The sequence below is a fragment of the Pseudomonas sivasensis genome, from assembly GCF_052938085.1.
In genome coordinates, this window is sequence record NZ_CP176442.1 from 4232875 (window position 1) to 4257730 (window position 24856).

Annotated in this window: 23 protein-coding genes, 6 tRNA genes and 1 pseudogene; 8 read left to right on the top strand and 22 right to left on the bottom strand. The window is 60.0% G+C overall.

Annotated elements, in window-relative coordinates:
- Nucleotides 1-31: 31 nt before the first annotated feature.
- Nucleotides 32-439: a PA2817 family protein gene (locus ACKZ62_RS19380; protein ID WP_010567536.1), complete on the top strand. Its 408-nt coding sequence runs from the start codon at nt 32-34 to the stop codon at nt 437-439.
- On the opposite strand, the gene ACKZ62_RS19385 is transcribed toward ACKZ62_RS19380, so the two are convergent.
- Nucleotides 440-1387 (bottom strand): LysR family transcriptional regulator, encoded by a 948-nt coding sequence (locus tag ACKZ62_RS19385; RefSeq protein ID WP_032889233.1) that lies wholly within the window; start codon nt 1385-1387, stop codon nt 440-442. It lies immediately after the preceding gene.
- A gap of 89 nt (nt 1388-1476) precedes the next feature.
- Between ACKZ62_RS19385 and ACKZ62_RS19390 the strand changes: the two genes are divergently transcribed.
- Both ACKZ62_RS19390 and ACKZ62_RS19395 read left to right on the top strand, forming a co-directional pair.
- A complete protein-coding gene (locus ACKZ62_RS19390) occupies nt 1477-2103 on the top strand; it encodes a serine-tRNA(Ala) deacylase AlaX (RefSeq protein WP_032889231.1) in 627 nt (208 codons plus the stop codon).
- 215 nt (nt 2104-2318) lie between these two features.
- A complete protein-coding gene (locus ACKZ62_RS19395; protein ID WP_122765359.1) occupies nt 2319-4058 on the top strand; it encodes a dipeptidase in 1740 nt (579 codons plus the stop codon).
- A gap of 80 nt (nt 4059-4138) precedes the next feature.
- On the opposite strand, the gene gltS is transcribed toward ACKZ62_RS19395, so the two are convergent.
- The 7 genes from gltS to ACKZ62_RS19430 form a co-directional block, all read right to left on the bottom strand.
- On the bottom strand, nt 4139-5350 hold the full coding sequence (gene gltS / locus ACKZ62_RS19400) for a sodium/glutamate symporter (RefSeq protein ID WP_095184274.1): 1212 nt from the start codon (nt 5348-5350) through the stop codon (nt 4139-4141).
- Nucleotides 5351-5599: 249 nt separating this feature from the next.
- Nucleotides 5600-5675 (bottom strand) — tRNA-Gly (locus ACKZ62_RS19405).
- A gap of 3 nt (nt 5676-5678) precedes the next feature.
- Nucleotides 5679-5754 (bottom strand) — tRNA-Glu (locus ACKZ62_RS19410).
- Nucleotides 5755-5857: 103 nt separating this feature from the next.
- Nucleotides 5858-5933: transfer RNA gene (locus ACKZ62_RS19415), tRNA-Gly, on the bottom strand.
- 3 nt (nt 5934-5936) lie between these two features.
- Nucleotides 5937-6012: transfer RNA gene (locus ACKZ62_RS19420), tRNA-Glu, on the bottom strand.
- A 105-nt stretch (nt 6013-6117) separates the two neighbouring features.
- Nucleotides 6118-6193, bottom strand: a tRNA-Gly gene (locus ACKZ62_RS19425).
- A 3-nt stretch (nt 6194-6196) separates the two neighbouring features.
- Nucleotides 6197-6272: transfer RNA gene (locus tag ACKZ62_RS19430), tRNA-Glu, on the bottom strand.
- Nucleotides 6273-6630: 358 nt separating this feature from the next.
- On the opposite strand from ACKZ62_RS19430, the gene ACKZ62_RS19435 reads away from it, so the two are divergent.
- The gene (locus tag ACKZ62_RS19435) at nt 6631-7401 is read left to right on the top strand and encodes a hypothetical protein (RefSeq protein ID WP_032889225.1); all 771 of its coding nucleotides are present in this window, start codon (nt 6631-6633) and stop codon (nt 7399-7401) included.
- A 99-nt stretch (nt 7402-7500) separates the two neighbouring features.
- Nucleotides 7501-8313, top strand: a complete 813-nt coding sequence (locus ACKZ62_RS19440) for an alpha/beta fold hydrolase (RefSeq protein WP_032889223.1) — start codon at nt 7501-7503, stop codon at nt 8311-8313.
- A 36-nt stretch (nt 8314-8349) separates the two neighbouring features.
- Here ACKZ62_RS19440 and ACKZ62_RS19445 read toward each other — a convergent pair whose 3' ends face one another.
- The 4 genes and pseudogenes from ACKZ62_RS19445 to ACKZ62_RS19460 all read right to left on the bottom strand — a co-directional run bounded on the left by ACKZ62_RS19445 (nt 8350) and on the right by ACKZ62_RS19460 (nt 12809).
- Entirely contained in the window at nt 8350-9231 is an 882-nt protein-coding gene (locus ACKZ62_RS19445; protein ID WP_447096971.1) for a methyl-accepting chemotaxis protein, read from the bottom strand.
- A pseudogene (locus tag ACKZ62_RS19450) lies at nt 9208-10317 on the bottom strand (HAMP domain-containing protein); the annotation flags it as partial. The gene ACKZ62_RS19445 and the pseudogene ACKZ62_RS19450, both read right to left, overlap by 24 nt.
- Nucleotides 10318-10432: 115 nt before the next feature.
- The gene (locus ACKZ62_RS19455; protein ID WP_447095683.1) at nt 10433-11845 is read right to left on the bottom strand and encodes an aminotransferase-like domain-containing protein; all 1413 of its coding nucleotides are present in this window, start codon (nt 11843-11845) and stop codon (nt 10433-10435) included.
- Nucleotides 11846-12047: 202 nt separating this feature from the next.
- Nucleotides 12048-12809 carry an SDR family oxidoreductase gene (locus ACKZ62_RS19460; RefSeq protein ID WP_122680085.1) on the bottom strand — a complete coding sequence of 254 codons (762 nt, stop codon included), beginning with the start codon at nt 12807-12809 and terminating at the stop codon, nt 12048-12050.
- A gap of 228 nt (nt 12810-13037) precedes the next feature.
- Here ACKZ62_RS19460 and ACKZ62_RS19465 point away from each other — a divergent pair, with 228 nt between their 5' ends.
- Nucleotides 13038-14045: an NADP-dependent oxidoreductase gene (locus ACKZ62_RS19465; protein WP_447095684.1), complete on the top strand. Its 1008-nt coding sequence runs from the start codon at nt 13038-13040 to the stop codon at nt 14043-14045.
- 59 nt (nt 14046-14104) lie between these two features.
- Here the strand turns inward: ACKZ62_RS19465 and pyrF are convergent, their stop codons facing one another.
- The gene (gene pyrF, locus ACKZ62_RS19470) at nt 14105-14803 is read right to left on the bottom strand and encodes an orotidine-5'-phosphate decarboxylase (RefSeq protein WP_017734306.1); all 699 of its coding nucleotides are present in this window, start codon (nt 14801-14803) and stop codon (nt 14105-14107) included.
- Nucleotides 14804-15062: 259 nt separating this feature from the next.
- Here pyrF and ACKZ62_RS19475 point away from each other — a divergent pair, with 259 nt between their 5' ends.
- Together ACKZ62_RS19475 and ACKZ62_RS19480 are read left to right on the top strand one after the other, a co-directional pair.
- On the top strand, nt 15063-15827 hold the full coding sequence (locus ACKZ62_RS19475; protein WP_095184333.1) for a response regulator: 765 nt from the start codon (nt 15063-15065) through the stop codon (nt 15825-15827).
- Complete coding sequence (locus tag ACKZ62_RS19480; protein WP_447095685.1) at nt 15827-16864, top strand: sensor histidine kinase; 1038 nt, start codon at nt 15827-15829, stop codon at nt 16862-16864. Before ACKZ62_RS19475 ends, ACKZ62_RS19480 begins: the two co-directional genes overlap by 1 nt.
- On the opposite strand, the gene ACKZ62_RS19485 is transcribed toward ACKZ62_RS19480, so the two are convergent.
- The 9 genes from ACKZ62_RS19485 to ACKZ62_RS19525 form a co-directional block, all read right to left on the bottom strand.
- Nucleotides 16861-17922 carry an AI-2E family transporter gene (locus ACKZ62_RS19485; RefSeq protein ID WP_032889210.1) on the bottom strand — a complete coding sequence of 354 codons (1062 nt, stop codon included), beginning with the start codon at nt 17920-17922 and terminating at the stop codon, nt 16861-16863. The two genes, ACKZ62_RS19480 and ACKZ62_RS19485, sit on opposite strands and share 4 nt — an antisense overlap.
- A gap of 72 nt (nt 17923-17994) precedes the next feature.
- Nucleotides 17995-18813 (bottom strand): DUF4892 domain-containing protein, encoded by an 819-nt coding sequence (locus ACKZ62_RS19490; protein WP_032889207.1) that lies wholly within the window; start codon nt 18811-18813, stop codon nt 17995-17997.
- Between the two features lie 102 nt (nt 18814-18915).
- Nucleotides 18916-19770: an alpha/beta hydrolase gene (locus tag ACKZ62_RS19495; protein WP_447095686.1), complete on the bottom strand. Its 855-nt coding sequence runs from the start codon at nt 19768-19770 to the stop codon at nt 18916-18918.
- On the bottom strand, nt 19767-20570 hold the full coding sequence (locus ACKZ62_RS19500) for an alpha/beta fold hydrolase (protein ID WP_122680086.1): 804 nt from the start codon (nt 20568-20570) through the stop codon (nt 19767-19769). The genes ACKZ62_RS19495 and ACKZ62_RS19500 overlap by 4 nt, the downstream gene beginning before the upstream one ends.
- 97 nt (nt 20571-20667) lie before the next feature.
- Complete coding sequence (locus tag ACKZ62_RS19505; protein WP_032889200.1) at nt 20668-21111, bottom strand: hotdog fold thioesterase; 444 nt, start codon at nt 21109-21111, stop codon at nt 20668-20670.
- A gap of 30 nt (nt 21112-21141) precedes the next feature.
- A complete protein-coding gene (locus ACKZ62_RS19510; protein WP_447095687.1) occupies nt 21142-22791 on the bottom strand; it encodes an AMP-binding protein in 1650 nt (549 codons plus the stop codon).
- An 85-nt stretch (nt 22792-22876) separates the two neighbouring features.
- Nucleotides 22877-23326 (bottom strand): phosphohistidine phosphatase SixA, encoded by a 450-nt coding sequence (gene sixA, locus ACKZ62_RS19515; RefSeq protein WP_122752724.1) that lies wholly within the window; start codon nt 23324-23326, stop codon nt 22877-22879.
- Complete coding sequence (locus tag ACKZ62_RS19520) at nt 23323-23670, bottom strand: DUF4389 domain-containing protein (protein ID WP_122680088.1); 348 nt, start codon at nt 23668-23670, stop codon at nt 23323-23325. The genes sixA and ACKZ62_RS19520 overlap by 4 nt, the downstream gene beginning before the upstream one ends.
- A 10-nt stretch (nt 23671-23680) precedes the next feature.
- A complete protein-coding gene (locus tag ACKZ62_RS19525; RefSeq protein WP_032889192.1) occupies nt 23681-24706 on the bottom strand; it encodes an NAD(P)H-dependent glycerol-3-phosphate dehydrogenase in 1026 nt (341 codons plus the stop codon).
- Nucleotides 24707-24856: the final 150 nt, after the last annotated feature.

Below are 24856 nucleotides of genomic sequence, written 5' to 3' on the forward strand. Positions count from 1 at the left end.
GCGCCCGTTTTTGCTTTAGAGGACTTATCTCGTGTCCAACGTCGTTGCCGATCATCTCGTCTTGCTCGACCACCTGCGCAGCATCCTGGTTGCCGTCGGCGAAGCCGAACAGGTGCCCGAGGAAAGCCACACCCTGTTCCTGGAGCGCTTCGACGAATTGCGCGCGCTGCTGCCCATCGACCCGATCGAAAGCCAGTACCTGGGGCAGGACTTGATGAGCCAGGTCATCCTGCGCTACCCGCAAATTGCCCACCTCGTACCACGCGATCTGCTGTGGTTCTTCGGCGGCGACTGCCTGCACTTCATGCCCGACGAAGAACTGGACCTTTACCAAGCCTTGGAAGAACGTCGCTTTGAGGCCGAACAGAACGACGAACCGTTCGACTGGAACCAGGAAAAACAGTTGCTGGCCATGCCCCAGGATCAGAGCAAGCACTGATCAGCCAACCACACCAGAGGGCCGACGCAACGTCGGCTCCTTCGCCATACACTCCACCAAATAATCAATGAACACCCGCAGCTTAGGCGGCAGGTAGCGCGTGGGCGAATGCAGCAGCCACGCCTCGCCATGGTAGGACGCAATAAAATCCCACCCCGGCAGCACCTGCACCAACCGCCCCTCCTCCAATGCATGACGCGCTGTAAAGTACGGCAAGCTGCCAATCCCCACATGCTGCAGCACCGCATCCAGCCGCACGCCGGTGTGGTTAGCGGCATAACGCCCACGCACGCTGACGGTCACCGCCCTACCTCCCTGGCGAAACTTCCAGCGCGAGTCGCCCGGGGTTTCGCCAAGGTAGATACAGCTGTGCTCCAACAAGTCGTGGGGATGCTCCGGTGTACCGTGCTCGGCCAAATACTGCGGCGTAGCGCAAAGCAAATGTTCAATCGGCAATAGCTGGCGCCCCACCAGGCCCGGCGGCGGGCTGTCGGTGATGCGAATGCTCAGATCAACATTGTCATCGATCATGTCCACCTGCCGGTCTTCCAGTATCAATTGCACATCCACCTTGGGATATCGCCGCAGGAACTCGGGCATATGCGGATGCACCACAAACCGCCCGACCGCCTTGGGCACACTGACACGCACCAGGCCCTCAGCCTCATGGGTGAATTGACCGCTGATTTCCATCACCGAGCGCGCAGCGCTGACCATCTCCTGGCAGCGCTTGAATACCTCTTCCCCCCCGTCGCTCAGGCGCAGTTTTCGCGTGGTACGTTGCAGTAACCGGGTAGCCAGGGCTTTTTCCAGGCGCGAAATACTGCGACTCACCGCCGACGGCGAGACACTCAGTTGCCGTGCCGCTTCGGAGAAGCTGCCGGTCTCTACCACCTTGACGAAAATCGCCATTTCACCCAGCAGCGGTAACGGAAGATTGATGCTCATGACGCACAGGTCCATTGATAATTGAGCGGATTATCACCTAATCCGACAGCATTTATACTGCCCGCAGAACCCTGATGCGGATGTAGAAAATGACCGAGCGCCTGTTTTTCACCCATGACCACCTCACCGCAGAGCTTGAAGTGCTGGGTTGCACGCCCTTTGAGGACCAGTTTGCGGTCATTTTGCAGTCGACGATTTTTCATCCCCAAGGCGGCGGCCAGCCGTCCGACACCGGTTGGCTGGGTGAAGCCCGGGTACTGCGCGTCACTCAGGAGGTTGATCGCGTGGTGCACTATCTCAACCAACCTGTGCCACTGGGCGCCATCAATGCGCGGGTCGATGAACCACGCCGCGCCCTGCACACGCGCCTGCATTCCGCCGGGCATTTGATCGGCAACGCCGGCGAAACCCTGGGCTGGATGCCAATCAAGGCCCACCACTGGCCGGGCGAAGGCAAGATCACCTTTATCCGTGGCGAAACCGCGCAAGCCATCGACGCCGAAACCCTCCAGCAGCAGATCAACCAATGGATCGCCGCAGACTACCCACGCCATATGACCCTGGACGAAGGCATCCGCGAAGTAGGTTTCGGCGAGTTGCCCACGTACGCATGCGGTGGCACCCATGTGCAAACACTGGGCGAGCTGGGTGAGGTGACGATCCTTGCCTTGTCGGAAAAAAAGGGCGCGCTGTCGGTACGTTACAGCCTTGACTAAACCGCAATCGCTCTCGCCGAGCACCATGAGCTGCGCGGCCTCTAAAACGGAGGTCACGACGTTGCGAAATAAGCATTCAAGGGGGCTATCGAGTTTTTAGATAAGCCTTCTTACGGCCTCCCCGGCACACCTTTGCAGTGTTAATGTGTGGAAATGTTTCTGACACATTGATCAGAAATCTCCTACTTTCCCTTTGCAAAGGAATGCCTTTAGCCATGCACTTCCCTCTCAAACATTTGGCGGCTGCTACCCTGTTCGCGGCGAGCCTTTCGGTGATGAGCACTCCCGTCTTTGCCAATATCACCCCGCAGCAAAGCACGGCAATTCTGAAGAGCTTCAACGAAACTTCGGTCACCGACTTTCGTGGTTTCCTCAGCACACTAGCCAAGGGAGACCTGGGCAAAACGGCGGATGTAGGCCCTGCAATCAGCGTCTTCCTCGACAACCAGACCCTGACCGCCGACCAGCAGAACGAGATCCATCGCTTGCTGGGTATTTACACCCGAGTTAAATACGGAAAAGCCGCCCTAGAAACTCTGCGCGAACTGGTGGAAATCCCAACCTTCAACGTAGACGGTGTTCCGCAATACAAGAATCCAGAATTCACCCGGATTGCCGACAAGCTACAGGCCCTGGCCAAGACCTTTGACCTGAACTTCCGTAACGTCGACAACCGCGTGTACGAAATTTCCCTGGCAGGCAGCGGCGACGAAGTGGTGGGCATCCACGCCCACGCCGACGTGGTGCCGGTAACCCCGGAAAACTGGGTACTGAAAGACGGCACCAAGCTTGATCCGTTCAAGGTCACGCTGATCGGCGACCGCATGTATGGCCGTGGTACCGAGGATGATAAAAACGGCATCGTGGTGGCTATGTATGCCATGAAAGTGATCAAGGAAGAAAAGCTGCCGCTGGCGCGCAATTTCAAACTGCTGGTGGATACCACCGAGGAGACCTCCGGAGACGCGATCCCTTACTACTTCGAACGCAACCCGACACCGCAATACAACCTTGCGCTGGATGGCGGCTATCCGGTGGTGATTGCCGAAAAAGGTTATGGCACCGTCATGGCCACCTTCCCCCGCCGCAAAGGGGAAGGCAAAGGCGCAGAAATCATCGCAATGACCGGCGGCATGGCCACCAACCAGATTCCATCGGCGTCGGTGGCCACGTTTATCAGCGACAACCCTAAGGAATTAGCAGCCAGCCTCCAAAAGGCCGGCACGGAATACGTCAAGCGCAACGGTGGCGATTTTGAGGTGAGCGCCAAGGTCAACGGCAAAGACGTCAAGCTGACTGTCACCGGCGTGTCGGCGCACTCCTCCGAGCCGGAGTCCGGCATCAACCCGGTCGCGCGCATGCTGGAGCTGATTCACAGCGTCGACGGCAAGATCGCTCTCAAGCACAACCACATCACCGACGCTGCGCGGTATGCGTCCGACAATTGGGGCCTGGATTACTTGGGTGGCAAATTGGGCGTGGGTTTTGCGGATGATTTCATGGGCCCGCTGACCACCTCACCGACCTTTGTCGGGCTGGACGAAAAGGCTTTCAAGCTGGCAGTCAACCTCCGGGTGCCGAAGGGTAAATCCCCGGAGCAGCTCAAGGCCGAGATCGCCGACAAGTTGAGCGCCTGGGACAAGAAAACCAAGATCAACGTGGACTTCACCTACTCGGTGGCCGAGCCGATGTTCCGCAACCCGGAAGGTGAATGGGTGAAGGCCTTGCTCGCGGTAGCCAGCGAAAACCTGGGCATGGAACACAAGTTCGGCACCTCGGCTGGAGCGACCTCCGTGCACGAGTTGCCCAACGGTGTGCAATTTGGCCTGGCGCGACCGGAAGTGAAGTACACCGGGCATACCGACAATGAGTTCAAGACGGTCGACCAGTTCTTGCTGGATCTGCAGATCGTCACCGAAATGATGGGGCGTATCGGACAGCTGCCCAAGCTCTGATAGCGACTGAAGCGCTCCCCAACAACAAACGCCGATCATTGCTGATCGGCGTTTTTGTGTGCGGCGCAGGGGTTAACGCGTCAACCCGCCGCGCCCAGGAACGGCAGCGCCAGATACAACTTGATCACCACCGCATTGGTGATATCGATAAAGAATGCGCCCACCATCGGCACCACCAGAAACGCAATCTGTGACGGCCCGAAGCGTTGCGTCACCGCCTGCATGTTGGCAATCGCCGTCGGCGTGGCACCGAGCCCGAACCCGCAGTGCCCTGCGGCCAGCACTGCCGCATCGTAATTGCTGCCCATGACCCGGAACGTGATGAAAATCGCAAACAGCGCCATCAGCAACGCCTGCGCGGCCAGAAGGATGACAATCGGCAAGGCAAGTGCTGCCAGGTCCCACAGCTTGAGCGACATCAAGGCGATAGCCAAGAACAACGACAGACTGACATTGCCCAGCACCGATACCTCGCGCTCGAACACCTGATGCCAGCCCAGCGCCGACAAGCCGTTACGCAGCACGACGCCTACAAACAGCACACAGACGAAAGTGGGCAACTCCAGTGCTGTGCCTTGAAGGAAGCCGTTGAGGTAGGTGCCGACCTGGAGGCTGATCGCAAGCAACGCGAGGGTTTCGATGAATGAGAACGGGGTAATCAAACGCTCCCTGTTCGGTTGCTCGAAGCCCTTGGGCAGGCGTGGCTGCACCTGCTCAATACCAGGCACCTGGACCCGCTTGATCAGCAAGCGGGCAACCGGACCTCCAATCAAGCCCCCGAGTACCAAGCCGAAGGTTGCGGAGGCGATCGCCAATTCTGACGCGGAGGCCACGCCATACTTCTCGCTGAACACAGTCCCCCAGGCGGCACCCGTACCGTGTCCGCCTGACAGCGTCACCGAGCCGGCGAGCAAGCCCATCAACGGGTCGAGTCCCAAGGCCTTGGCCAATGCGATGCCCATGGCGTTTTGCACCACCAGCAGTGTGGTCACGACCAACAGAAAGATCGCCAGGATTCGACCGCCTTTCTTCAAACTGGCGAAATCCGCGTTCAGTCCAATAGTGGCGAAAAATGCCAGCATCAACGGGGTTTGCAACGAAGGGTCGAAGCGCACCTCAATATCGGCCAGCCCCCGCAACGCCAAAAGCACTAAAGCGACCACCAGGCCGCCGGCTACCGGCGCGGGAATATTGTAGGCGCGTAAAAAGCCTATGCGGGCAACCAGCCAGCGGCCAAGCAAAAGCACAAGGGACGCGGCGACCAGGGTTGAATAGAAGTCCAGCTGTAACATCCGGGCAGCTCTCTGAGGTGAACAAGGAAAATAGGCACGCCAGAGTAGAGACAGCGGGACCAATTCGCATCAACCTCACGGAAAGTACAGACTATTCCTACAAGACCCACCACATCAGCGGCGCAGCAGATGGCTTTACCAGGAAAAGCACATCTGGAACCGGCAAGAATGAAAAAAGAGACCGAAGCCCCTTTACGTAAATCGCAGGCAAAAAAAAGCCACTCGCTTGAGTGGCTTTTTTCTTGAATATGGAGCGGGAAACGAGACTCGAACTCGCGACCCCGACCTTGGCAAGGTCGTGCTCTACCAACTGAGCTATTCCCGCAAATGGCGTCCCCTAGGGGACTCGAACCCCTGTTACCGCCGTGAAAGGGCGGTGTCCTAGGCCACTAGACGAAGGGGACACGCTACTGAAACACATGGTGTGTATTTCAGTGCCCAGAGGCCTCATCCGAAGACTTGGTGCTGGTTTCACTCAGCGCCGCCCGAAAGCAACACTGCTTAAAATGGAGCGGGAAACGAGACTCGAACTCGCGACCCCGACCTTGGCAAGGTCGTGCTCTACCAACTGAGCTATTCCCGCAAATGGCGTCCCCTAGGGGACTCGAACCCCTGTTACCGCCGTGAAAGGGCGGTGTCCTAGGCCACTAGACGAAGGGGACACGCTACTGAAACACATGGTGTGTATTTCAGTGCCCAGAGGCCTCATCCGAAGATTGGGTCCTGGTTTCACTCAGTGCCGCCCGAAAGCCACACTGTTTGTAAATTGGAGCGGGAAACGAGACTCGAACTCGCGACCCCGACCTTGGCAAGGTCGTGCTCTACCAACTGAGCTATTCCCGCATATGGCGTCCCCTAGGGGACTCGAACCCCTGTTACCGCCGTGAAAGGGCGGTGTCCTAGGCCACTAGACGAAGGGGACACACGTACAACATTCACTACTCAACGCGTTTCGCTGTGTGCTTTACGCTTTAAGTGGCGCGCATTCTATGGATGGATTGGGGGATCGTCAACCCCCAAGGATAAATTTATTAAAATCAATGACTTCGCCCGCGTTTACCAGCCGTTGCGAGCATTCTGCCCGTCCGCACCTTGACGCCTATATTCTGGCACCCGACAAGACGTTATAGTTCGCCCTGGCAAATAATGGCAATGTGCATCTACGCAGGGAGCGCTTGTCTATATAGAAGAAACTACCCGGGCAGCTGGTCGATCAGCCCTATCCGATAGCCGGCCCAGTCACTACACTCCATTGCAAACCCTATAAAGAGGTCACACCGGTGACACCACTCATGATCACCCTGCTGGTAATAGCCGGGATCGTAATACTGATCGCCATTGGCTATATGAACCACGTGGTGGAAAACAACAAGCTGGAAAAGCAGCGCGTCCAGATCGAGCTTAACGATCGCCTGCGCCGTTGCGGTGAGATCACCGAAACATTCCCAGGCCAACTGATGACCCCGGCGCTCAAACTGTTGTTGACCCGCCTGGAGCTCAACGTGAACCAGCGCCTGCTGAACCTCAACAAGACCAGTGCTCCTATTAAAGCGCGCATCACTGAGCTGAACACACTGGTGGCCCAGGGCGAATCCATCCCGGTCAACAACCCCCCGGCACCGATCCAGACCGAAGCCAAGGCCAAGGACGTGCGCTTCCTGCTGGAAGCCCTGCACGGCCAGGTCACGCGCGCAGCCCAGGACGGTTTCCTACCCTCCAACGAAGCCAAGCATTGGATCAAAGAAATCCGCCATATCCTGGTGCTGCTGCACATCGAGTTCTTCAACAACCTCGGCCAGCACGCGCTGCAGCAGGGCCAACCGGGCCAGGCACGCCTGGCCTTCGAGCGTGGTGTGCAGTACCTACGCAAACAGCCGGAGCCGGTACTCTACAGCGCCCAGCTGCAATTGCTGGAAGGCCAACTGGCCCGCGCCAACTCCACCGTGCTGGCTAACAGCAAACAGGCCGCAGAAGAGGTCAACGAACTGACCCAAGGCATGAAAGAAGTCGACGCCGACGCCGAGTGGAAGAAGAAAGTCATCTACGATTGATCCTCGCAAAATAATAGGTGCCATCATCCTGGCACCTATCCTCCGCCCCCCGACTAGCGTAAAAAAGTGCGCCTCACTCCGTGAAGTCAGAGGCCTGCTATGCCTATCGCCGTCATTGATGGACAACCCCTGCACTACCTCGACCAAGGCACCGGCCCGGCCGTGCTGCTGGGCTCCAGCTACCTGTGGAACCGCGACATGTGGGCACCGCAGATCGACGCCCTGTCGCAACAGTACCGTGTGATCGTGCCCGAGCTATGGGGCCACGGTGAATCGGGCCAACTGCCCACGCAAACGCGCTCCCTCGACGACCTCGCACGCCAGACCTTGGCCCTGCTGGATCACTTGGCTATCACGCAGATCAACCTGGTGGGCCTCTCGGTCGGCGGAATGTGGGGCGCGCGCCTGGCGTTGCAGGCCCCCGAACGCATCAACAGCCTAATACTGATGGACACCTACCTCGGCGCCGAGCCCGAGGCCACGCGCCAGTATTACTTCTCGCTGTTCAAGATGATTGAAGACGCCGGCGCCATTCCCGAGCCGTTGCTGGATGTGATCGCACCGATCTTCTTCCGCCCGGACATCGACCGCGAATCAGCGCTGTACCAGGACTTTCGCACGTCACTGCGGGCCTTTTCCCGAGAACGCCTGCTGCAGAGCGTCGTGCCCTTGGGCCAGTTGATCTTCAGCCGCGACGATGTGCTGGAGCAATTACCGCGCCTGGACGCCGATACTACTTTGGTGATGTGCGGCGAGCAGGACAAACCTCGTCCACCCGTCGAATCCAAGGAAATGGCCGAACTGATTGGCTGCGCACTGACGTTGATTCCAGACGCAGGGCATATCTCCAGCCGGGAGAACCCGGACTTCGTCAACGAAGCGCTGCTGACCTTTCTCGCAAACCACGCTTGATCGCCCTCCCCTTTGATCGCAGCCTCGGTGCTGCGATCAAAGGCGGAAATGCCCCACCATCCCCTTGAGCTCCGCACCCAACTGCGCCAGCTGGATACTCGACGCCGCATTGCCCTGCATGCTCAACGCCGATTGATCGGCACTCGCACGAATACTGGTGACGCTACGGTTGATCTCTTCAGCCACCGAGCTTTGTTCCTCAGCGGCAGCGGCGATCTGCTGGTTCATCTGCTGGATCAACGACACCGCCACCGCGATGCTGCCCAGGGCGCTCTCGGTTTCCAGGGCATCGCTGACCGCCAGTTTGACCAGCTCACCGCTTTGCTGGATCTGCTGCACCGATGATTGCGCCGCGCTGCGCAAGGTGCTGACCAACCGCTCGATTTCTTCGGTCGATTGCTGGGTACGCTTGGCCAGCGCCCGCACTTCATCGGCCACTACCGCAAAGCCACGGCCCTGCTCACCCGCACGAGCAGCCTCGATGGCCGCGTTCAGGGCCAGCAAGTTGGTCTGCTCCGCCACGCTTTTGATCACGCCCAACACAGTGCCAATGTTCTGGATTTCGGCACTGAGGCTCTCGATGCTCGCACTGGCATTGTTACTGGAAGTGGCCAGCAACTCGATGCGCTGCAAACTCTGGCGCACCACTTGCTGACCGCTGTCGACCTTGTCATCCGCGGTCTGCGCGGCTTGCGCGGCCTCTTCAGCGTTGCGCGCCACATCGTGCACCGTGGCGGTCATCTGGTTCATAGCAGTGGCCACCTGCTCGGTTTCCTCCTTCTGGCTGCTGACCTCGACATTGGTTTGCTCGGTCACGCTGGAGAGCGACTGCGCCGAGCTGGCCAATTGCTCGATACCGGCCTGCAGGCCGCTGACCATCTGGCTCAGGCCGTTGCCCATCTGTTGCATCGCCTGCATCAACTGGCCGATTTCATCACGACGACTGACCTCCATACGCCCGCTCAAATCCCCGGCGGCAATCTGCTGCGCCACCGCGATCACACTGCGCAGCGGCGCGACGATCAAACGGGTAATCACCCACGCTGCAATCAACCCCACCAGCAACGCCAGGGCCGACGAGACGATGATCAACATCGCGTTTTTTTTCAGTTGTGCCTGCATCGACAGGTCTTCGGCGTCATAGGCCTGGTTGACCCGGCTGACCACCAGAGCCGCCCGGTCATGCAGTTGTTTGTAGACCACTTTTTCCTGGGCCAACAGGCCGGTGTATTCACCCAGCTTCTCGCTGAACGCGGCAATGTGCCCTGAGACTTCATTGAGCACCGTCTGATAACCGGAGTCCTTGACCGACGTTTTCAGTTGCTCGACTTGAGCAAGAGCCTGGTCAGCCTGCTCGATCTTGCCTTGCTCGGCATCCTCGGCATCCACTTTGCGGCTCTGGTCCAAGCGTACGTGAGCTTCGTTCATGGCCTGCAACATCAAGCGCGACACCTGACTGACCTGTCCAGCCTGCTCGATAAACTCGGCGCCCTCCTTGCCCTGGCTTTCCTTGAGGCCATATGCCCCGTCGTCCGCCAGGCCGGCCTGCAACACGTCCAGGTTGTTCGCCACGCTGGACACCGACCAAGTGGCCATTTCCAGCGCCAGATCCTTGGTCTGGGTCAGCTCGACAAACTCATCGAACGCCTGGCGGTAGGCGACCAAGGCCTGCTCGACGTCAGTCATCACCGGCACATTCGCCGCAGACTGTGCCTTGAGGGCGGCGGCCTGGGCCGCCAAGGCGTCAACGCTTTCATGCAGGGCGTCGACAGCCTTGGGGTCGGCGTGCAGCGCGTAGTCCTGCTCGATCAGGCGTACCTTGAGCAAGCCGCTGTTGAGCGAAGACATGGCCTTGAGCCCCTCGAAACGCTGGCCAACGGTCTGCAGGGACCACACGCCGATAGCTGCTACCAAAGCCGTCAGCAGCAGCACCAGCATGAAGCCCAAACCCAGTTTTTTCGCCATACCGAGGTTGGCGAAACGTCGTTGCACGCCTGAAATCATTGCACTTGAATCCTCTTGCAATGGCAGATGCCATCAAGCCCGATTGACATCCAGCGAGATTCGCAACCACAAGGCACTGAGCACAAGACGTTGGCGCCACAATAATGGCAAAAAGCTACACGCTCGTCGTTTTCAGAATGGTCGAGGTCGATCTGGTAGGCCCCATGGCACGGAACAATGCCAAAGCCCGTGGATCAGTTGCATAGGCCACATTGATGCGCAGCCACTCACAGGGCTCCGCCGTTGGGCTGAACAACGCCCCGGGAGACAACAATACTCCCAGACGTCGGGCACACCTCTGCAACAGCGAAGGTTGCGCCTCCCCCGGCCGCGCCCACAGGAACATGCCTCCGGCAGGCACTGCGAACACCTCCCACTCCTCGTCTTCCAGCACTTGCAGGGTGGCTCTCATCTCAGTGCCCAGTCGCTTGCGCAGGCGCTGTACCCATTTACGATAGGTGCCATTGGCCAATAGCGTAGCAACCACTGCCTCGGCAAACCGCGAGGTGCCGAATCCGGTCAAGGTCTTGAGGCTGGCCAGTTGCGTGATGATCGCCGAACTGGCAGTGAGATACCCCACGCGCAACGCACTGCTCAGGGTCTTGGAGAAACTCGCGACATAGATCACCCGATCATCATGGGGCAATGCCGCGAGCCGTATGCAACTGGCATGTTGCAGGTCGCCGTAGACGTCTTCTTCAATGATCAGGAAGTTTTCGCGGTGCGCCAGTTCCAGCAAACGCTCGGCCACCTCGCGGCACAGACTCGTCCCGGTGGGGTTGTGATAAAGGCTGTGGATGAACAGGCATTTTGGCCGATGGTCTTTTAGTAACGCTTCCAGGGCCAGGAGGTCGGGGCCGCCTCGGGTACGCGGCACCTCCAGCAGTTGCACACCCTGGAACGCCAATTGTTGATAGAGGTTGCCGTACCCCGGGGTTTCGACCACCACGCAATCGCCGGCCTTGAGCAGCGTGCGTATCAGCAGGTCCTGGGCATGGCCAGCGCCCGCGGTAGTGAGGATGCAGTCCACGCTGGAGGGGATATGAATCTGAGTCAGGCGCTTGGCCAGTTGTTCGCGCAACGCGGGTAAACCTAAGGGCGTGCTGTAGTTGAACAGTGCTGCAGTGTCGGTGCGGGTAACTTCACGGATTGCGTAACTGATGTCATCGCTTTCGCGCCAGGCGTCTGGCAACCAGCCGCAGCCCAGTTTCAACTCGCCCAGCGGATTATCGGCAAAGGCCCCCCATTCGCGCTCCGCCCCCTCATACCAATTGCCTTCGTGGGAGACGGCTGGCTGGGCCACTACAAATCCCGAGCCTTGCCGGGGGGCCAGCACTCCCTGGGCGACCATCCGTTCGAATGCTTCGATCACGCTGGATTGGCTGAGCAGATTATCCCGAGCCAGTTGGCGGATGGAGGGCAAGCGTGTGCCGGGGCTTACCTCGTCCTTGCGAATCCATTGCGCCACTGCACTGACAATTTGCTGCACCACCGGTACAAGGGCTTGTCGATCAATCCTTAAATCCATGAGCCACTCACTTCAACTGTCTGTTATCAACCCGAAGAGTTAAGCACAGAAGCCGTTGACTGCCGGTCACACAAATTTATTAAAGTATTGATTTAATTGAATTATTTACCTAATGACACATATTCGGTCGCGGCGTTTTGCCAGCTCTGGAAAAGCCCCACATCCCCCCAAGACGTTTTCGAATAGAGGGCGACGCGAGGTCCTAGATCGCCGTCGCGCCACCGTCCACCGCCAAGGCGTGCCCGGTGGTGAATGCGGCGCCATCGCTGCATAGGTAAAGCACGGCGCTGGCGATTTCTTCTACTTTGCCGATACGCCCAACCGGGTGCATGGCGGCGGCGAATTCAGCCTTGCGGGGGTCGGCCTCATAGGCACGGCGGAACATGTCGGTGTCGATCACCGCCGGGCAAACGGCGTTAACGCGAATTTTCTTCTTCGCGTACTCAATGGCCGCCGATTTGGTCAGGCCGATCACTGCATGCTTGGAGGCCGCGTAGATGCTCATCTTCGGCGCCGCCCCCAGGCCCGCGACCGACGCGGTATTGACAATGGCCCCGCCACCTTGGGCCAGCAACAGTGGCAATTGGTACTTCATGCACAGCCACACGCCTTTGACATTGACGCCCATGATGGCGTCGAACTCATCCAGGCTGCCGTCCGCCAGCTTGCCCTTCTCAATCTCGATGCCGGCGTTATTAAAGGCGTAGTCCAAGCGGCCATAAGCGCCGATGGTCTGCGCCATCAATTGCTGCACATCCGCCTCCTGTGTGACGTTGCAGCGCACAAACAACGCCTCGCCACCGGACTGATGGATCAGCGCGACAGTGCCCTCGCCGCCCTCCACATCCAGGTCGGCAACCACGACCTTCAAACCTTCGGCGGCGAACGCCAGCGCGGTGGCGCGGCCAATACCGGCGGCGGCGCCGGTCACCAGGGCGACTTGGCCGGAAAACGTCATGCTCATGGGGGAATGTCCTATGGGAGAAATAGCCGTGGGCCGAGTCTAGCCAACACTGACACTGGCGCGTCAGCACTATCAAACGCCCGGTTAGGGCTGCATGAGTACCAGTGATAAGGACACCCTGCGCACTATCAACGCAGCCTATCGACCAGCATTCGCGCCTTCAGCCGGCCTTGCCCCCGACCCGCTCAAGGTCTATCACTCATGCTCCACTTCTTAAGAGTCTCTGCCATGACTGCCCAGACCAACCGCCAATTCCTGCTCGCCAAACGCCCGGTCGGCGCGGCGACGCGGGAAACCTTCACGTACCAGGAAGTACCGCTGGGCACACCCCAGGACGGGCAAGTGCTGGTACGCAATGAATACTTGTCCCTCGACCCGGCCATGCGTGGCTGGATGAATGAAGGCAAGTCCTACATTCCGCCCGTCGGTATCGGCGAGGTGATGCGCGCGCTCGGCGTGGGCAAGGTGATTGCCTCGAACAACCCGAAATTCGCGGTCGGCGACTACGTGAATGGTGCCTTGGGCGTGCAGGATTATTTCCTCGGCGAGCCGCGCGGCTTCTACACCGTCGACCCAAAGCTCGCCCCTCTGCCCCGCTACCTTTCTGCACTGGGCATGACCGGCATGACTGCCTACTTCGCGCTCCTGGACACCGGCGCACCCAAGGAAGGTGAAACCGTGGTCATTTCCGGTGCAGCCGGCGCCGTGGGCAGTATTGCCGGGCAGATCGCCAAGCTGAAAGGTTGCCGCGTGGTCGGCATCGCCGGTGGTGCTGACAAGTGCAAGTTTCTGGTAGACGAATTGGGCTTTGATGCAGCCATCGACTACAAGAACGAAGACGTACCCGCCGCCCTCAAGCGCGAATGCCCGAAGGGCGTGGATGTGTATTTCGATAACGTCGGCGGCGACATTCTTGACGCAGTACTTAGCCGCCTGGCGCTGAAGGCGCGGGTGGTGATTTGCGGCGCCATCAGCCAGTACAACAATAAGGAAGCCGTGAAAGGCCCGGCCAACTACCTGTCACTGCTGGTCAATCGCGCGCGGATGGAAGGCTTTGTGGTGATGGATCACGCGGCGAATTTTGCCGCCGCCGGGCAGGAAATGGCCGGCTGGATGGCGCAGGGCAAGCTCAAGAGCAAAGAGGATATTGTCGAGGGCCTGGAGACGTTCCCGGAGACGTTGATGAAGTTATTCAACGGCGAGAACTTTGGGAAATTGGTGCTTAAGGTCAGCTGACACACTGCATAGCAAATGTGAGAAGGGGCTCGCTACAGCAAGCCCCTTCCCCATTCGGATCAGGCGATCTCGGCAACGACCGCCGCCAACGCCTTGGCCGGATCCGCCGCTTGGCTGATCGGGCGACCGATCACCAGGTAGTCAGAACCTGCATCGAGTGCCTGACGCGGGGTCAGGATACGGCGCTGGTCATCCTGGGCGCTGCCCGCCGGGCGGATCCCCGGGGTCACCAATTGCAACGACGGATGGGCGGTCTTCAAGGCCTGGGCCTCCAGCGCCGAGCACACCAAGCCATCAAGGCCGGCTTTCTGGGCCAGGGCTGCCAGGCGCAGTACCTGCTCCTGAGGCTCGATGTCCAGGCCGATACCGGCCAGGTCTTCGCGCTCCATGCTGGTCAGCACGGTCACACCGATCAGCAGGGGTTTAGGGCCGCTGCGCTGTTCCAGCACTTCGCGGCAGGCGGTCATCATGCGCAGGCCGCCGGAGCAGTGCACGTTGACCATCCACACGCCCATTTCGGCGGCGGCCTTGACCGCCATGGCGGTGGTATTCGGGATATCGTGGAATTTCAGATCGAGGAACACTTCGAAGCCTTTGTCACGCAGGGTGCCGACGATTTCTGCGGCACAGCTGGTGAACAGTTCCTTGCCGACCTTGACCCTGCAAAGCTTGGGGTCCAACTGGTCAGCCAGCTTCAGTGCGGCGTCACGGGTGGGGTAATCCAGGGCGACGATGATAGGAGTCTGGCAGACGGACATTGGAATGGGCTCTCAGGCAAGTCGAAATCGGCGCGGATTGTAGCGCAAGCAGCGGCGTTGCGGGATCCGATGATCGGTAAATACTGACCAACCGGCATTTGGCGGGCCTTTCGGGCAAATATTTCAAAGCTGATACATTCACGACATGCCCCCAACACGCCCCACCGCTAGCCTCGCCCGCACGACCCAACGACCAGCACTTCCAGCCATGGGGCTGGGCGCCTATGCTGACCGCAACAACCAGGCAGATGATCGCACTATGCAGACCCCTTTTGTCCCAGTGAACGACGAACAAAAAGGCGCGGTGACCGCCGATGACAAGCGCTGGAATACCCGCGCGCTGATCGTCGACGACGATGTGCCGATTCGCGAACTGCTGATCGACTACCTGGCACGCTTCAATATCCTCGCCACCGGCGTCACCGACGGCGCCGCGATGCGCCTGGCCATGCAAGCCGAAACCTTTGACGTGGTGGTGCTCGACCTGATGCTGCCAGGCGAGGACGGCCTTTCGCTGTGCCGCTGGCTGCGCTCGGAGTCGGATATACCGATCCTGATGCTTACCGCCCGCTGCGAACCCACCGACCGCATTATCGGTCTGGAACTGGGCGCCGACGACTACATGTCCAAGCCTTTCGAGCCGCGCGAACTGGTGGCACGTATCCAGACTATCCTGCGCCGAGTGCGTGATGACCGCACCGAACAGCGCGCCAATATCCGTTTCGATAACTGGCGCCTCAATAGCGTGTTGCGCCAACTGGTGGCGGACGATGGCCTCGTGGTGCCGCTGTCCAACGCCGAGTTTCGTCTGTTGTGGGTGTTTATCGAGCGCCCGCGGCGGGTGTTGAGCCGTGAGCAATTGCTGGATGCCGCTCGTGGGCGGTCCATCGAAGCGTTTGATCGCAGCATCGACTTGCTGGTGTCGCGCCTGCGTCAGAAACTGGGGGATGACCCCAAGGCACCACAGTTGATCAAAACTGTGCGGGGCGAAGGCTACCTGTTTGACGCGCGGGATATCGGTTGATGCGTGCCGCCTTCAATACGCTGTTTGGTAGGCTGTTCGGCGTGTTGCTGGTGGCGATTGTGCTGGCCCATGTGCTGGCGATCTGTTGGTTTCGTTATTACGGTCCTCCCCCGCCACCGCCTCAGGAAGCCTTTGTCGAACAGCCTGACGGCACTATGACGCAACGGCATAAGGAACATCGCCGCCCGTGGTTTGGCGGCCCGCTGGTCCCGCTGACGTTCCAGTTCATCTGCCTGATCATTGCCGCCTGGTACGGCGCCAAGCTGCTGAGCCGGCCGATCCAGCGTCTGAGCGAAGCGGCCGAGCGCCTGAGCCTGGACCTCGACAGCCCGCCGCTGGATGAGTCCGGTCCGCAGGAAGCGCGCAAAGCAGCATCGACCTTCAACCTGATGCAACGGCGTATCCGCGAACAGGTCAGCCAACGCGCACGTATGCTCGGCGCCGTCTCACATGACCTTCGCACTCCGCTGTCACGCCTCAAGCTACGCCTGGAACAGATCGACGACACGAAGTTGCAGGGCCAGATGCGCCAGGATCTGGACGACATGATCAACATGCTCGACGCCACCCTGAGCTACCTGCATGAACAACGCACCAGCGAAACACGGCATTGGTTGGATGTACAGGCGCTGGTGGAATCACTGAGTGAAAACGCCCAGGACCAGGGCTCCGATGTGCAATTCGCCGGCACTTGCGTTCCGTTGCAGGTGCAACCGATGGCCCTGCGCTCCTGCTTGAACAACCTGATCGACAATGCCTTGCGCTATGCCGGCACGGTGCGTGTTGAACTTGAAGACAGCCGCGAAGCCCTGCTCATCCGCGTGATCGACCACGGCCCTGGGATTGCCGCCGATATGCGCGAGGCGGTGTTTGAGCCCTTCTTCCGCCTGGAAGGTTCACGCAACCGCAATTCCGGTGGCGTAGGCCTGGGGATGACGATTTCCAAGGATGCCGCTGAGCGCCTCGGCGGCCGCCTGAGCCTGGAGGAGACCCCAGGCGGCGGTTTAACTGCAGTGATGTGGTTGCCCAGGGCTTAAAGAGGCTTGTCTTCGCGTCGCCCTTGAGCTTGTGTCGCGCTCCAATCCATCAACAGGCTGTAAGCCACGGCCAACAAGGTCGGGCCAATAAACAGGCCGATAAAACCAAATGCGATCAAGCCGCCGAACACCCCAAGCAAAACGATCACCAACGGCAGATTGCCGCCACGGCTGATCAGGTACGGCTTGAGCACGTTGTCCACGCCGCTGATGATGAACGTACCCCACACGCCCAGGAACACCGCATAGGTGTAATCGCCCTTCCATGCCAGCCACGCCGTGGCCGGGATCCACACCAGCGGCGGGCCCATGGGGATCAGGCTGAGCAGGAAGGTCACGATCCCCAGCACCAGGGCGCCCGGCACGCCGGCAATCCAGAAACCGATCAGCGCCAGCAATGCCTGGGCAGCAGCGGTGCCGATCACGCCGTTGACGACACGTTGCACGGTACCTGCAACCAGTTCGATGTAATAACCGGCGCGATCACCGATCAAGCGCTCCAACAGGCGATGCACGAACATCGCCAACCGTGGCCCATCGCGATAGAAAAAGAACACGAACACCAGGCTCAGTGTCAGCTCAAGGATACCGCCGCCGATCTGTGCACTGCGCGCCAGCAGCCAGTTCCCCACTTGGCCCAGGTACGGCTTGATGCTGACCATCAGCGCCGCACCCTGCTCGTCAATGCTGTTCCACATCCCGACCAATCGCTCACCCACAAAGGGAATTGAGCCCAGCCAGTTCGGTGCCTCGGGCAGCCCGTCTACCTGGATATCCTTGATCAACGCCACCGCATCGCGCACATGGTCCGCCAGGTTGAATCCCAGCCACACCAGCGGCACCGCCACCAACAGCATCCAGCCCAGCGTCAGGATGCCGGCAGCCAGGGATTCACGGCCACCCAACCAGCGCGTCAGCAGCACCATCAGTGGCCAACTGGCGAACGCCAGAACGGCGCCCCAGAACAGCGCCGACCAGAACGGCGCCATCACCCAGAAACTGGCACCAAAGAGCACCAGCAGCAGGATTTGCACCAGCAGGCGATCGTTATTGAGCATGGGGTATCTCGGAAAAAAGGCTGTAGGAAGAAAGCTTAGGCGAACGGCTCGGGTCCGTTCGCCTTATATGGGTCAGCGTATCAGATGCAGGTGCAGACCTTTGGTTTCACCGGTTCCGGTTTCAAGGCGCGCAGCGCGCACGCCTTTTTCGACCAAAGCCTGGCGCCAGGCTTCGGCGTGGGTGCCGGTCAAGCTGACGCGCAGGGTGGTATCGAGGTTCAAGCCACGGGAGATGAGGGTCAACCAGGTGTCGTCAGGCTCGGCGCCCAGCGCGGGGAAATCCAGTTCGCCGGTGCTTTTCAATTCGCGCAAGAGGGTCGCGGAGGTGGGCAGCAGGTCACCCAGCGGTGCGCTGGCGTCCAGTTGTTCCACATGCAGATAGGCACGGCGGTTGCCTCGGGTGATGCCGTACAACGCCACCAAGGAATTGTCCTGCGGTGCGGCCAGACGCAACAGCAGGTATTCCTGCTGGCCATCGGCGCCGACCAGCTTGGCGTTGCCGAACACCTCATTGGCCCACAGGCTGCTCTCGCCGCAATCGCGGGCCTTACACCAGAACAACAGCTGTGCACCCTTTGCCTGCAATGCTTCGCGGGTCGCGGTGAACGCGGCGCTGGAGCTGTGTTCAGCGGGCAATTCATAGGTGATGGCGGTGGTTTGGCCCCGGGCGGTGGCCTGGCCTTCATAGCGCAGTTGGCCACTGATCTTGCGGATCGCACCCATGGGGTAGATGCGTTCTTTTTCTTCGGCGGGACGGTAATCGACAATTTGTGTGTCGACCTGTCGGGCCACGGTGGGCAGGTCCTGGCTGCCCGGCAGGTCGGCGGCGAATACCATTGGGCTGAGCAGGCTCAGCCCCAGGATACGGATACATCCGTTACGCACGCTCATAAGCTCAAAAAGCCCTGGCCATTGGAGGTCGTAGCGGTGTTGAAAACATTCATGGTTGACTCCCTTTCAATCCGCCCAGCCTCGGCAGTTGACCGCCCCAAGTCAAGGCGCGGAGAAGAACCGATTGAAACAGTCTGCAACAAGGACTGCGCCGGGCTCATCATTCAGGTGCAAATGATGGCCGCCTGGCAGCGTGGTTACCGCAAAGGGCAGCTGGGAAAGCAAGTCAGGATGTTTCGCCAACATACCGTCGGCGGCAACCACCAACTGCGTAGGGCAACCCACTCGCCGCACGAAGGCCATTGCCTGCTCATCGGTCAGACGCATCGGCGAAGCCAGGGTGAGACGACTGTCCGTACGCCAGGTGTAACCACCCGGAACCGGCATCAAACCGCGCTGGGCCAGTAGCTCTGCGGCTTCACGGCTGACGGCGACCAAGCCTTTCATGCGCGCTTCGACCGCTAGATCCAGGGTGCTGTAGACCGGTTTGCGCTTGCCCTGCAGGTTCAATTGCGCCTGCAATGCCATGCCCAAACGTTCCGCAGCGTTCTCACCACTGGCGGTGGGTGGGATCACGCCTTCGATCAAACCTAAGTGCGTTACCCGCTCCGGCAACGCGCCGGCCAGTACCAGGGAAACGATGGCTCCCAAGGAGTGGCCAAGTAATGCAAAACGTTTCCAACCCAGTTGCTCGGCGACTTGCAGTACATCGTGGACGTAATCCCACAAGGCATATCCGGCACCCGTAGGACGATGCGCGGAATGCCCATGCCCCGCCATGTCCAGGGCCACGATACGCAACCCTGAAAGCTTGGGCGCCAGACGCGCAAAGCTGTTGGCATTGTCCAGCCAGCCATGTAGGGCAATCACTGGCAAGCCATCCTCGGGGCCAAATAGATGGGCCGCCAATTCGATATGAGGCAGGCTCAGGCGCACTTCTTCGACAGGCGTGCTCATGCGCAACTGCGCTCACGGGCTTCCCAGCGAGTGAACAGGGTTTTGATCAAGGTCGCGGTGTCCTGAGGGCGTTCGAGTGGGAACATATGGCCACCGGGCATGGTGAGCATTTCACCCATGGGCAGACGGTCGACCCCGCTGGCGTGGTGACGCATCACTACCCGGCTTTGGCGGCCACGCACCACTGCCAGCGGCACCTTCAGTTGGCGCACCTGGCCGGGGCTGGTGTGGGGTACGCCACGGTAGATGCTGATTTCGGTGGCTGGGTCGAAGCGCAGGCGCAGGCGATCACCCGCCTGGTAAAGCCCGTGTTGCAAGTACGCGTCGAAACATTCCGGGTCGAAGCCACGGAACAGGGTCTTGCCAGCAAAGTAACTACGCGCGGCGTCGATGTCGCTGAACTCTTCACGACGGCCCAGCGTGCGGCCGGCCGGGGTCAGGCGGTCGATAAAGCCGAAACGCTTGGCGGCGCGGATCACCCAGCGGTCCGCGCGGGTCAGCACTGGCGAATCGAGCATCACCACGCCGCGATAGAACTGTGGGCAACGCATGGCGGCGTGCAAATGCAACACACCGCCCAGAGAGTGGCCCACACCCCATACCGGCTCCGGCTGCTGCTCCAGATGGTGGATCAACTCGTCCACCAGATTCTGCCAGTTATCGTCCACCGGGAACCTGGGGTCGTGACCGTGCTGCGGCAGGTGAGCCACTGCGTACTCCGGCGCCAAGGCGGCAAACAGCTTGCCGTAGGTGGCCGAAGGGAAGCCATTGGCGTGAGTAAAAAACACATGCTGCGACATACCGGACCCATCTACAAAAACAGAAATTGATTGTCACCATGCCTGGGCAGTACAGCAATGACTGTAACTGCCAGGAATGATGACACTCACGCCACGCCTATCGTGCCGGCGGGTTCTCGCCCAGCGGAACCACGGCCATGGTCAGACGTGAAACGCAGCTGGCCTTGCCATCTTCCGTGGTCAGGCGGATATCCCACACCTGAGTGGTGCGCCCAATATGGATCGCCCTGGCCACCGCAGTCACTCGCCCACTGCGCACGCCACGCAGGTGATTGGCGTTGACCTCCAGGCCCACGCAATAGAACTTGCTGGCGTCGACGCACAGGTAAGCCGCCATAGAGCCAACGCTTTCGGCCAGCACCACCGAAGCGCCGCCGTGCAGCAGGCCGTAAGGTTGATGGGTGCGGTGATCAACCACCATGCTGGCGGTCAGGGATTCGTCGTCGAAGCTTTCAAAGCGAATATCCAGCAGTTCACCGATGGTGTTTTTCTGGATGGCGTTGAGTTGTTCGATATTCGGTTGGGTACGCCACAGGCTCATGCGGTTGTCCTTGTTGGTTTTATGATGACCCTAATCCTGCCACACAACCGCCTCGGAACGCTCGCTCCAGTCCTGAAACTGTGGACCGTAAGTCGATTCGATCACGTTGCGCTTGATCTTCAAGGTCGGGGTCAAAAAGCCGTTCTCCACCGCCCAGTTGTCCTTGACCACCACCAAACGGCGCAAACGCTCATGTTTATCCAGCGTCTGGTTGACCTGCTCCAGCCAGCGTTCGAGGCTGGCGCCAAGCGCTTGCCGGTCCTGGTCCCGCGCTGACAGCACACACAAACCGATTGGCGCGCCAAGGCCATCGCCCACCACGCAGACTTGTTCGATGCGCGCGTGCTCCGCCAGACGGTTCTCAATCGGCGCCGGAGCCACGTATTTGCCCTTGCTGGTCTTGAAGATCTCCTTGAGGCGTCCGGTCAAGCGCAGGCGACCCTCAGCGTCCTGCTCACCTTTATCGCCCGTGCGCAGGAAGCCGTCCCCAGTAAGGGTTTCAGCGGTTTTTCCAGGATCCTTGAAATAGCCGAGCATGGTCGCGCCGCTGCGCACCTGCACCTCACCCGACGCATCGATGCGCACTTCCACACCGGGGCACGGCAGGCCGATCCAGCCGATTGTCTGCTGGCCGGGACGACACACATGGGAATAGCCGCAGCTCTCGGTCATGCCATACACCTCCAGCACATCCAGGCCCAGGCGTTGATACCATCGCAGCAACGCCTCGGGAACCGGCGCGGCACCGGACAACGCAATTCGCAGTGCATCCAATCCGAGGCCGGCGAGCACCTTGCGGCCTACGCGCTTGCCGATAAACGGCAGCCGCAGCAGGGTGTCCAGGCGTTTTTCAGGGATTTTGCTGTAAACACCCAGCTGGAATTTGGTCCAGATACGCGGCACACCAAACAGCGCTGTAGGCCTCGCCCTGCGCAAATCCGTCAGAAAGGTATCCAGGCTCTCGGCGAAAAATACCGTTTGCCCGGTGTAGATTGAGGCCATCTCTACAAACATCCGCTCAGCCACATGGCACAGCGGCAGGTACGACAGCAGCCGGTCGCCCTCCCCCAGGCCAAACAACTCAGTACCGTGTGTGGCGGCAAACCCCAGGGTGCCGAAGCTGTGCATCACGCCCTTGGGCAAGCCCGTGGTGCCAGACGTGTAGATGACAGTAGCCAGTTCAGAGGCAACGGGTGTGGGGCTGTCCTGGATCGGTGAGCAGGTTTGCAGGTCTGCCCACGTGAAGTCGAACTCGCCGGGTGGGCACAGCGGCAGGCTGATGGTCGGAACACCGTCCGGAACACCGGGGGCCATGGCAGGCCAATCATCGAGCTTGCCGACAAACACCAGCGCCGCCTCGGAATGAGTGAGTACGTGACCAACGGAATCGGCGGTGAGATTGGGGTAAAGAGGGACCGAAACATGCCCCGCCATCCAGATTGCCAGATCGGCGATGATCCAGTGGGCGCAGTTTTTCGAGATCAGGGCAATGTGCGAGCCCTGAGGAAGCTCCCTGGCGCGCAGCCAGTGCGCAGCGCGACGAGCCTGTTGGCCAACGTCGCCCCAGGTGAGGGTCTGCACCTCGCCCCCGCCAACGGGTTGAACCAGATAAGCCTGGCGCGGGTGTCGCGCTTCACGTTCGAAGAAGAGCTGCAACGGCAAACGAACAGCGACGGGCATGGGACGCGCTCCTTTGTGGTCCGACCATAGCCAACCAAGCACTTGCTTGGTTGACTGTATAGCACACACAAAGCAGCGGTATTGCCTACGGGTTCTTCACACTTACCAGGCTCATCAGCCCGGCCAGCGGGAAGTCACCCTCCAATTCCGCCAGGCTGGCGGTGTACATCGGCTCTGGCTGGCGCTGATGGCCGTGCTGCAAAAAGCTGATCAAGCTGCCGACCAAGGGCTGATGACTAACCAGCAGCACATTGTCATCCGTGTCGAGCTTTTCCAGCACATGCAGTGGGTTGCCCTCCGGTGTCAGCCAAGGCACGGTGCGGACTTCTGGCTCGAACCCCAACACGTCGCGTACCAATTGAGCGGTTTGCTGCGCCCGCACATAGGGGCTGGCGATAATGGCGCTGAGCGGTTGGCCAATCAGATGCGCGGCACTGCGCAACACTTCGCCACGGCCATGCTCAGTAAGGTTACGTTCGGCGTCGGTGCGGGCATGCCCTTCTGCCTCGCCGTGGCGCAAAATCCATAGTTTCACAGTTTCGGCTCTTCATCGCGCACAGGGTGCGGCGCCGGCGGTACGCTGTGGGCGGCTTCGCCCTCGGGTGTGCGCGGGGTTGGCCAGTCGGCGAACGGCCAAGGCTTCTGCTCGCTATGAAAGCTGCCGAAACGGCCGATCTGCGCCAGGAACTGGCTGAGGCTGTCGCCAAAATTCATCAGGCCCAGGTTCGGCGCGCCGTAGATCAGTCGATAGATCAGTTGCACCACGACCAACGCGCCGAGAATGAATTGCGCCACTTGCCACACCAGGGCAAACACCAGCATCCACAGGATGCGCAGGACAATGGATTCGTACTTGGGGGCTGCTTTAGGATCGTTCATGACGCGTTCCTCAATTGAAACCACTGGTGGAAATAAAGTCGACATCGGTTTTCGGCTCGGCGCGCATCAGCAACTCGATAACCTGGTTCAAAGTGCGCCCTTCAAACAGGATCGCGTGCAATCCCGCGACCAGCGGCATGTACACGCCCACTTCCTGGGCCTTGGCTTTCAGCACCTTGAGGGTGTTGACGCCTTCGGCCACTTCACCCAGACGCGTCACCGCGTCTTCGAGGCTCAGCCCCTGGCCTAGGGCGAAACCCACCTGGTAGTTGCGACTTTTCGGCGACGAACACGTAACGATCAGGTCGCCGACGCCTGCAAGGCCGAGGAATGTCATCGGGTTGGCGCCTTGGTTCACCGCAAAGCGCGTCATTTCCGCCAGTGCACGGGTGATCAGCATGCTCTTGGTGTTTTCGCCCATGCCCAGCGCCACTGCCATACCGGCGATGATGGCGTAGACGTTCTTGAGCGCACCGCCCAACTCGACGCCGAAACGATCACTACTGGCATACACGCGGAAAGTACGGCCATGCAGCACCGCCTGGACACGTTCGCACAGGGCTTCGTCTTCGCTGGCGACCACAGTGGCGGTCAGCGCGTGCTCGGCGACTTCCCGCGCGAGATTCGGCCCGGACAATACGCCAATACGTGCCTGGGGCGCGATTTCTTCAAGGATTTCGCTCATCAACTTGAAGGTTTGCGCCTCGATGCCCTTGGTCAGGCTGACCAGCATCTTGCCTGCCAGACGTTCGGCATGGGGCGCCAATACCGAGCGCAAGGCGCTGGAGGGCAGCGCGACAAAGCACAGATCGCAGTCCGTCAGGGTAGCCAACAGATCGGTGACCGGCTCGACCGCCGGATGAATCTTGATACCTTTGAGGTAACGAGGGTTTTCCCGATGCACGCGGATGGCCTCGGCCTGCTCAGGATCGCGCATCCACTGACGCACCGCGTGACCGTTCTCGGCCAGCAGGTTAGCCACGGCGGTACCAAAACTCCCGCCTCCCAGGACCGCAATAGGGCGCTGCTCAGTCATATGCAATCCGTTAATCCATACCAGTGGCGATGGCGGCATTATACGGAGCGACCCGCTTGCGGCCAGCCCCCGTTTCAATTCGTGCGTCTGTGGGAAAATGCCCTACTCGTGTGACGTAATTGCAAAGGCACTGACTGGCAAATACCCCAG

What these genes read in the sequence shown, in the direction of transcription:
- ACKZ62_RS19385 (WP_032889233.1), bottom strand. Translation starts at nt 1,387, where the DNA reads ATGAGCATCAATCTTCCGTTACCGCTGCTGGGTGAAATGGCGATTTTC.
- ACKZ62_RS19390 (WP_032889231.1), top strand. Translation starts at nt 1,477, where the DNA reads ATGACCGAGCGCCTGTTTTTCACCCATGACCACCTCACCGCAGAGCTT.
- ACKZ62_RS19395 (WP_122765359.1), top strand. Translation starts at nt 2,319, where the DNA reads ATGCACTTCCCTCTCAAACATTTGGCGGCTGCTACCCTGTTCGCGGCG.
- gltS (WP_095184274.1), bottom strand. Translation starts at nt 5,350, where the DNA reads ATGTTACAGCTGGACTTCTATTCAACCCTGGTCGCCGCGTCCCTTGTG.
- ACKZ62_RS19440 (WP_032889223.1), top strand. Translation starts at nt 7,501, where the DNA reads ATGCCTATCGCCGTCATTGATGGACAACCCCTGCACTACCTCGACCAA.
- ACKZ62_RS19445 (WP_447096971.1), bottom strand. Translation starts at nt 9,231, where the DNA reads ATGCAGGCGATGCAACAGATGGGCAACGGCCTGAGCCAGATGGTCAGC.
- ACKZ62_RS19455 (WP_447095683.1), bottom strand. Translation starts at nt 11,845, where the DNA reads ATGGATTTAAGGATTGATCGACAAGCCCTTGTACCGGTGGTGCAGCAA.
- ACKZ62_RS19460 (WP_122680085.1), bottom strand. Translation starts at nt 12,809, where the DNA reads ATGAGCATGACGTTTTCCGGCCAAGTCGCCCTGGTGACCGGCGCCGCC.
- ACKZ62_RS19465 (WP_447095684.1), top strand. Translation starts at nt 13,038, where the DNA reads ATGACTGCCCAGACCAACCGCCAATTCCTGCTCGCCAAACGCCCGGTC.
- pyrF (WP_017734306.1), bottom strand. Translation starts at nt 14,803, where the DNA reads ATGTCCGTCTGCCAGACTCCTATCATCGTCGCCCTGGATTACCCCACC.
- ACKZ62_RS19475 (WP_095184333.1), top strand. Translation starts at nt 15,063, where the DNA reads ATGCAGACCCCTTTTGTCCCAGTGAACGACGAACAAAAAGGCGCGGTG.
- ACKZ62_RS19480 (WP_447095685.1), top strand. Translation starts at nt 15,827, where the DNA reads ATGCGTGCCGCCTTCAATACGCTGTTTGGTAGGCTGTTCGGCGTGTTG.
- ACKZ62_RS19485 (WP_032889210.1), bottom strand. Translation starts at nt 17,922, where the DNA reads ATGCTCAATAACGATCGCCTGCTGGTGCAAATCCTGCTGCTGGTGCTC.
- ACKZ62_RS19490 (WP_032889207.1), bottom strand. Translation starts at nt 18,813, where the DNA reads ATGAGCGTGCGTAACGGATGTATCCGTATCCTGGGGCTGAGCCTGCTC.
- ACKZ62_RS19495 (WP_447095686.1), bottom strand. Translation starts at nt 19,770, where the DNA reads ATGAGCACGCCTGTCGAAGAAGTGCGCCTGAGCCTGCCTCATATCGAA.
- ACKZ62_RS19500 (WP_122680086.1), bottom strand. Translation starts at nt 20,570, where the DNA reads ATGTCGCAGCATGTGTTTTTTACTCACGCCAATGGCTTCCCTTCGGCC.
- ACKZ62_RS19505 (WP_032889200.1), bottom strand. Translation starts at nt 21,111, where the DNA reads ATGAGCCTGTGGCGTACCCAACCGAATATCGAACAACTCAACGCCATC.
- ACKZ62_RS19510 (WP_447095687.1), bottom strand. Translation starts at nt 22,791, where the DNA reads ATGCCCGTCGCTGTTCGTTTGCCGTTGCAGCTCTTCTTCGAACGTGAA.
- ACKZ62_RS19520 (WP_122680088.1), bottom strand. Translation starts at nt 23,670, where the DNA reads ATGAACGATCCTAAAGCAGCCCCCAAGTACGAATCCATTGTCCTGCGC.
- ACKZ62_RS19525 (WP_032889192.1), bottom strand. Translation starts at nt 24,706, where the DNA reads ATGACTGAGCAGCGCCCTATTGCGGTCCTGGGAGGCGGGAGTTTTGGT.